This is a genomic window from Cytobacillus firmus DS1 (assembly GCF_000565285.1).
Classification (GTDB): Bacteria; Bacillota; Bacilli; order Bacillales; family Cytobacillaceae; genus Cytobacillus; species Cytobacillus firmus_A.
Genome location: NZ_APVL01000048.1, coordinates 1 through 6,506 on the forward strand (window position 1 = coordinate 1; position 6,506 = coordinate 6,506).

Annotated in this window: 8 protein-coding genes and 2 pseudogenes; 7 read left to right on the top strand and 3 right to left on the bottom strand. The window is 37.5% G+C overall.

Annotated elements, in window-relative coordinates; all coding sequences use genetic code 11:
• The first annotated feature begins 153 nt into the window (after positions 1 to 153).
• The 7 genes and pseudogenes from PBF_RS24415 to PBF_RS26955 all read left to right on the top strand — a co-directional run.
• On the top strand, positions 154 to 483 hold the full coding sequence (locus PBF_RS24415) for a hypothetical protein (RefSeq protein WP_035333580.1): 330 nt from the start codon (positions 154 to 156) through the stop codon (positions 481 to 483).
• A 56-nt stretch (positions 484 to 539) separates the two neighbouring features.
• The gene (locus PBF_RS24420; protein ID WP_035333581.1) at positions 540 to 2,543 is read left to right on the top strand and encodes a phage tail spike protein; all 2,004 of its coding nucleotides are present in this window, start codon (positions 540 to 542) and stop codon (positions 2,541 to 2,543) included.
• Between the two features lies 1 nt (position 2,544).
• Positions 2,545 to 2,787 carry a hypothetical protein gene (locus PBF_RS24425; protein ID WP_035333582.1) on the top strand — a complete coding sequence of 81 codons (243 nt, stop codon included), beginning with the start codon at positions 2,545 to 2,547 and terminating at the stop codon, positions 2,785 to 2,787.
• 61 nt (positions 2,788 to 2,848) lie between these two features.
• Positions 2,849 to 3,256, top strand: a complete 408-nt coding sequence (locus PBF_RS24430; RefSeq protein WP_152539742.1) for a hypothetical protein — start codon at positions 2,849 to 2,851, stop codon at positions 3,254 to 3,256.
• A 15-nt stretch (positions 3,257 to 3,271) separates the two neighbouring features.
• Positions 3,272 to 3,523, top strand: a complete 252-nt coding sequence (locus PBF_RS24435; RefSeq protein WP_035333585.1) for a phage holin — start codon at positions 3,272 to 3,274, stop codon at positions 3,521 to 3,523.
• A gap of 42 nt (positions 3,524 to 3,565) precedes the next feature.
• Positions 3,566 to 3,991: pseudogene (locus PBF_RS26950) on the top strand (peptidoglycan recognition protein family protein); the annotation flags it as partial.
• 147 nt (positions 3,992 to 4,138) lie between these two features.
• Positions 4,139 to 4,411 (top strand): annotated as a pseudogene (locus PBF_RS26955) (bifunctional 2',3'-cyclic-nucleotide 2'-phosphodiesterase/3'-nucleotidase); the annotation flags it as partial.
• Positions 4,412 to 4,717: 306 nt separating this feature from the next.
• On the opposite strand, the gene PBF_RS24450 reads toward PBF_RS26955, so the two are convergent.
• The 3 genes from PBF_RS24450 to PBF_RS24460 all read right to left on the bottom strand — a co-directional run.
• The gene (locus PBF_RS24450; protein ID WP_035333588.1) at positions 4,718 to 5,728 is read right to left on the bottom strand and encodes a hypothetical protein; all 1,011 of its coding nucleotides are present in this window, start codon (positions 5,726 to 5,728) and stop codon (positions 4,718 to 4,720) included.
• A 79-nt stretch (positions 5,729 to 5,807) separates the two neighbouring features.
• Positions 5,808 to 6,074, bottom strand: coding sequence for a hypothetical protein (locus PBF_RS24455; RefSeq protein WP_035333591.1), 267 nt, complete (start codon positions 6,072 to 6,074; stop codon positions 5,808 to 5,810).
• Between the two features lie 31 nt (positions 6,075 to 6,105).
• The coding region (locus tag PBF_RS24460; RefSeq protein ID WP_035333589.1) for a DUF5067 domain-containing protein at positions 6,106 to 6,506 on the bottom strand (401 nt) is incomplete at its 5' end.

Consider the following 6,506-nt stretch of genomic DNA (forward strand, 5'->3'; position numbering starts at 1 on the left):
ACCGAAATTATTGGTTGCTCTTTTATTTTGCCTTCAAGGGGGGGGGAAGATTAAGCGACACAATTCCAACATTTAGCCATGTGTATTTTTGTGGTATAAAAAGGAATATCATCTCATTTTGTAGAACTTTAGTAATATAGAGGAGGTGTTATTTTGGAAAAGACACTATTAACAATTACGGCAATAAATGAGGAGATTGAGTTATGTAAGGATGTTATAAGTCAGTTTCAAACAAAATTAGATGAACTAACTGAAAAAAGTAAATCATTATCAAACCGTTTAAACGTCTTAAGAGCCGTTGGAGAAAAATTGCCGGAAGGTATGGCTAAACAAGTAAATCAAGCAAATATAGGCATTATCGCGGATGAACGATTTGAATTGTTGCCAAAAATCTCTAAGCAAAGCAACAATATAGAATATTATAAGCAGATTCTAAATACAGTGATTGATTTGAAGAATGAATTGAAGAAAGTTGAAGGATAAGTAAGACACTCTCAATGGAGAGTGTCTTTTTATGTTAGAAGGGCAGGTGATCTATATTGCTTGTAGTAACAGACTTGAGTGGAAGAACAGAGGCTTTGACTGATATTAAAGGGACGGAAGTTAATGAAGAAGTAAATGGGGATTTCAGCATGTCCTTCACTTCAGTTTATACCGACAATAATGCCCACTCCTATCCTCTATTAACAGAAGAAGCTATTGTTGATTTTGAAGGTCATGAATTCAGAATAAAAGGCCTGAGTGAAGACCGATTTAGAAAAGCGGTTAAAGCTCCTCATATATACTTTGATTTGATTGACCATCAAATTTATGAGATCAATGGTGGCACAAAAACCATTCAGGAATTTTTTCAGATTGCATTAGCTGGATCCGGTTGGACTTTTGAAATTTTAGGGCAATTTGGCTCCAAATTAATACCCAATTTTGGTGAGGACAATGCGGTTTCACTAATTAAATTAATATGCGATGTTTTTGAATGCGAAAGAAAAATCGAACCAGGAAAGCATCTAAAGATTTACAAAGAGGTTGGCAAAGATAACGATGAACAATTCCGTTATAAGCATAATGTTAAGACTTTAAAAAAGAACGTAGATACTTCAAAGTTAGCTACCATCATAAAAGGATACGGTGGCAATGGACTGGAGGTTATTTACACTTCCCCAAATGTCAGTAGATACGGAGAGCGTCATGCTGAGCCAGTCCGTGATGAACGATTCACAGTTGCGGAATCATTAATTGAAAGATGTCGGCAGGAGCTTATAGATGTTCCAGAGATAACTTTTGATTTAGAAGTAACTCAGTTGGGATTTGATGCCGATCTCGGTGATAAGGTTTGGACAATATATGAACCAATGGACATTGAATTTCAGCAGCGTGTTATGGCGAAAAAATGGTTTCCCTTCACTAATAGGACACCTGTGGTCACTTTATCTAATAAAAAACAATCTTTCGTGGATTTGCTGACGGAGACAAACATCAAAATAAACGAGAATCAAAAACAAGTAAGGTCAAATATAGAGCAGACCAATGAGCGCATTACACTAGAGGTTACTTCAATCGATGGGAAGTTTGCTGAGACGGAAGCACGCATAGAAATTACTGAGGGTCAGATACAGAGCAAAGTTTCTTACTCTGACTATACCGGTAACACGATAACCTCATTAATTACTCAGGATGCCTATTCTATTAGCTTTTTGGCCCAGCAATTAAATTTACAAGGTCTTGTGACTTTTGAAAACTTAGATACACCTGGTCAGACGGTAATTGATGGAGGTAATCTAAAAACTAATTCAGTTGCAGCAGAAAAGTTTTATGGAAATGTTTTTAATGTCGGCAATGGAGTAACCAGCACAAATTTAAAATTAACAACTTCCGATTCTGATGTGCATCAAATCATTAGCAATCAGGCAATGGGATTTCTCATCGCTTCATCAGGGTCGATGAGGTTAAGGTCTAACAGCGGTAACGGCATCTATACCAGTGGTGGCCCGTTTGTTATGGAAAGTGGTATGCGTGTAGATGGTGGAGTAGCAGATTTTAATGTCCATGTTGATGCTAATTCTCTTAATGCCGGTTCACTTACATTAGGTGGTTTAAATGTTGCGACGCAAAATTGGGTGGCAAATCTTCTTCCCTCGGATCCTGTGTCCTGGTATAACACCTATAACATAAGGCGTGGAGGAGCAGGAATAAAGTTTTTATATGGATCCTCAACTGTGCAGGCAAGAAACTATTGGGACGACGCGTATGGAACTTTTGAAGGGCTAGCCTATTCAAATGTCTCCAGAAGAGAGGAGAAAAAAGATATCGAGCCATTTGGACAGTCTGCATTAAGGTTAATTTCAGAAACCCCGGTATATTCCTACCGATACAACAGTGATTTGGATTCAGAACCAAAACGTGTTGGGTTGATTTATGACGAGGCTCCAATGGAAATTATGCAATTTACGGGTGGAATCGATGTATATGGTATGGGGTCTCTCATGTGGAAGGCAATTCAAGAATTAAACTATGAACTAAATTTATTAAAAGGAGCTGCATAACATGCCGCAGGTAAATGTGTTAGATAAGAAATCTAAAGTGGATGGGAGTAAAGTTGTTGTAACTAAAACAGTGGAAGAGCACCTTACGCGTCAGGATTTATTCCAGGCAAAGCAAAACCTTCAGTTTCAAAAACAAGGGATTCAGCAGCAAATGGATAATCTCAAAAATCAACTTGCATCGATGGAAGAGCAAGACAATGAGCTGGATGATTTACTGAATATGTTAGATAGAGAAAACAAATAGACCTTTCCAATTATCATTTAAGGGGGGAATGGATTTGTCAGCTACCCAGGAGGTTGAGGATATGAGAGAGCAGGATGTTAAGGAGCTTAAAGAAGGTATTAAAGATCTCCAAAAAATTTTACATGATGTTGATAAAACAGTTTCAAATCACACCATAAAATTCGAAAATTTGGGGAACATCAAAGAACTTGCAGAGCGTACTTCAGAAAGCGCAAAGTCTGCTCATAAAAGGATTGACCAGGTTAAACAAGAATTCAGGGAAGAAATTGATGAGATGAGAGAGTCCCAGAAAAAACAATTTGAGGATTTCAAAGAGTTAGTTCAGTCATCTGATAAAAAACATGAAGAAAACTATAAGGGCATCAAGGCCTTCGCATTGAGGGTCTTTTTTCTTTTTGTCACACCCATGGCAGCGGGTTTAGCAGGTTTAATCTGGTTAATTTTCAATAAAGGTTTAGGCCTAAAATAAGAGGAGGAAACTAAAATGTACGAACAACCGAAAACATGGAAAGACTGGGCCATCCTTCTTACAGGGTGGATTTCATTATTAGGATTGGGGATTAAGGGGATTTTCGATGTAAATATAGTCCCGTTTGCAGGGGATATTGCTAACTTTGTTTTACTAAGTATCTTTATTGTTGTAAATGCCTTGGCTGTTTGGAAAAACACATATGTAAGTAAGAAAGCGAAATTGCAAAAGAAAGCACTTGTTGCGCAAGGAAAGATGAAAAAATAAGCTGCCCTTATGGGTGGCTTTTCTTAATGAGGAGGAATTAATATGAGGGTAATTGATCGTAGGAGAAATATTCTCCGGCATACATGGAAAAAAAGTCCTCAAAGAAAAATATCTGATATCCGAGGCATTATTATACATCATTCCCTTACCGAAAGTGGGTCAGCGGACGCTTTTGCCCGGTATCACGTCCTTACAAACGGCTGGAGTCAGATGGGCTACACGTTCGTTATTAACAGAGATGGCTTAGTTGAAAGATGTGCTGATTATTCTGATGTTACCCCTCATGTGGGTGATTATAACAAGCATTATATCGGCATATGCTGGGTGGGTGATTTCCGAAAACAAGAGCCAACAGCCCAACAATATGAAGCTCTGCCTGCTCTAATAACTTTTATTAGAAAGGAAACGGGCCTTTCCTTTCCTGTAACTAGTATCCTTGGTCACCAGGAGCTGCCGGCATATAGCTGGAAGCAATGCCCTGCCCTTGATATGGATTCTTTGAGAGGGAACATCCAGGCCGGTGTTACCCTACCGGTAAGAAACAACTTCAACAACGATAAAAAGATAGCCATTATTTCACCTAAGATCGTTGAGAAACTTGGTTCGTTGCAGAATAAAGTCATGTGGGATGATGCAGAACTCAAAAAGGGGCAGATTGGCCGAATCACCATTTTAAAGCCAATAAACCTTTGGAAACGGGATGAACATTACAATATAAACAAAGCCAGAATTCTACAACCGGGGGAAGTTTATCGGGTATATGGATATGATGACCGCCACGGCGGCCAATATTCTGTTGGCAGCGGGTACTGGATCACAAAGATGGATGGGTATGTAAAGTATGAGACTCCGTCAAAGGCCAAGATGGAGGCTTTGAAGAAACTATAATAAAAAGCCCTTCTCATCATGCGAGAAGGGCTTTAATTAATACGGTCTATAGAAGTCAATAAATAATATTATAAAGGTTAGTGAAATAAGCGGGAATACAATATCGCCTATTGAAATTTTCCCTTTAACTTCTTTCCTGAAAATAGAGAGGTATCCCAGAGTATAAGATTGAATGAAATAAAGTAAACTAAACACAACGAAAAACGAACCTATCATTGACAAAGCGTTTAGCAGAACATTCATTTTATATCCCCTCCTTTTCAATTAAATATTATAAGGTATTGACTACTAATATTCCACAAATGATTAATTTTCAGACTTGTTTTCAGTATTATTTTCAATTGCACTCATTAATTTTTCTAATTCTTCAGGGGTTTCTACTTCTAGATCATCCATATACTCGGACATAATCATTTCTCGATGTTCCCTTTCCTGCCTATCATTTAGGAAGGCGTTAACCTCTCGTAATAAGCCGTTGCTTTGCACTTCAAAAGATCCCGGTCCATCAGGACCAGGTGGGGTAACCGTTACCCCTCCACCTGTTCCAACAACTATAATAAGTCCGACAACAAGGATGGCTTTCATCGGTCCTTTGAACTTCACTTTACCTGGAGAATTTACGTTAATTTGAGTCTCAATTTCTTCTAAATCGGCAAAATTCTCCTTTGAATATTCCATAAATTCGTTTGCTAAGTCCAAGATGTCTTTTCCTAACGCAAAAAAGGAAACTGCAGGAATATGACCTTCCTTTTTAACTTTTAAGGATAATTGAGCGTAATCCCCTCTGATATAGAAATCATGGATCATACTTTCTATTACATCCTTGTATTCATTAGCATCAGTAATTGTGTGCTGTGCATGTTGCAACAGTTTAAACATGGGCATTTCTACATCCCATTTATGGACTTCCTTAATCCATCTAACTTTTCTTCTTTTATTATAAGGACACAACTTTGGGTTCGCTTCTAAAGCCTCTTCTGGAACTTCCTCAGAATAACAGTCGTCATCCACCACTTCTCCTATGGAAAATTTATTAGATGCCACGCCAGTGATAACGACAGTATCCCCCTTCTTGATAACGTTTTTGAATGTTCTTAGTTGATTTGCTGTGGTACCAGGCCTCGATTTGTCAGGATAATGCTCCTTAACTAGTAATGTAAGTTCATCAGCATTCAACCGGGTAATATCATCTAGGGTGATTTCTTCCCAGTTAATACCAATATATCCTTTTCTTCTGAATTCGTGATAATATTTCCCGCCCTGAGTTCTTATTAACCAATAATTTTTAGCGTCGGGTATTACAGGAATGTTATACATAAAGCCCCTCCAAATATAAACTATTACTATGCTATAAGAAAATATATTTTAATCCCTGTAAATTATTTCTATTTTAGTATCAAAAAGGCAAATTATCTTCAGGAATAACCGGCTCAATTTCTCTGACTATCTGTGTAATGTCATTCTTCTCGTTCCAGGTTACCTTTTCAATTATCGTTTCTCTTTGGCCAGTTTCGCGTTTCTGCTGCTGGATCCATTCATATGCGACAACAGCCACAGCGAAATCAGGGTCTTCCTTAAATTCGAGGTCCTTAACATGGAATTCGCCGTTTCTAAACCCTCTGTTGCCTTCCACATTAAGGATTGTTTGGATTACTACTTTCATTTTATCACCTTTAAAAATGGCTAAACTCAATCTATTTAATATTATAATCCTGTTCACCTAATTTATCTCCCGAAATACCTTGTGTCGCAATTAATGTTACAGGTGTTTCGAGGTCATCTAATTCATATGCTACAGCATTTTTAACAGTACCATCTTTTTTTATTGTTTCTAATTGGGTATCTAGAAATTTTTCATCAGGAAGTGCTCCGACATTTAGTTCATTAACCGCATTAGGATTATTATCTTGTACAGCTGTAAAAACAACAGTCCATGCTGTTGTAGGATCAATATCTTTATCGCTTAAATTAGTTGTTTCATACCAGATTGCAAAAACAGGTTTTTTACTATATTCATTTCCTGGTTCTCCCGGTTGAATAACTTTGGTATCTGTAATTTTAATTTTTAAGTCATTTAATTTTGCTTCATTATCTT

Bases quoted from the DNA above. Each gene is read 5' to 3' on its own strand.
- PBF_RS24425 (WP_035333582.1), top strand. From the start codon at position 2,545: ATGCCGCAGGTAAATGTGTTAGATAAGAAATCTAAAGTGGATGGGAGT.
- PBF_RS24430 (WP_152539742.1), top strand. From the start codon at position 2,849: ATGAGAGAGCAGGATGTTAAGGAGCTTAAAGAAGGTATTAAAGATCTC.
- PBF_RS24435 (WP_035333585.1), top strand. From the start codon at position 3,272: ATGTACGAACAACCGAAAACATGGAAAGACTGGGCCATCCTTCTTACA.
- PBF_RS24450 (WP_035333588.1), bottom strand. From the start codon at position 5,728: ATGTATAACATTCCTGTAATACCCGACGCTAAAAATTATTGGTTAATA.
- PBF_RS24455 (WP_035333591.1), bottom strand. From the start codon at position 6,074: ATGAAAGTAGTAATCCAAACAATCCTTAATGTGGAAGGCAACAGAGGG.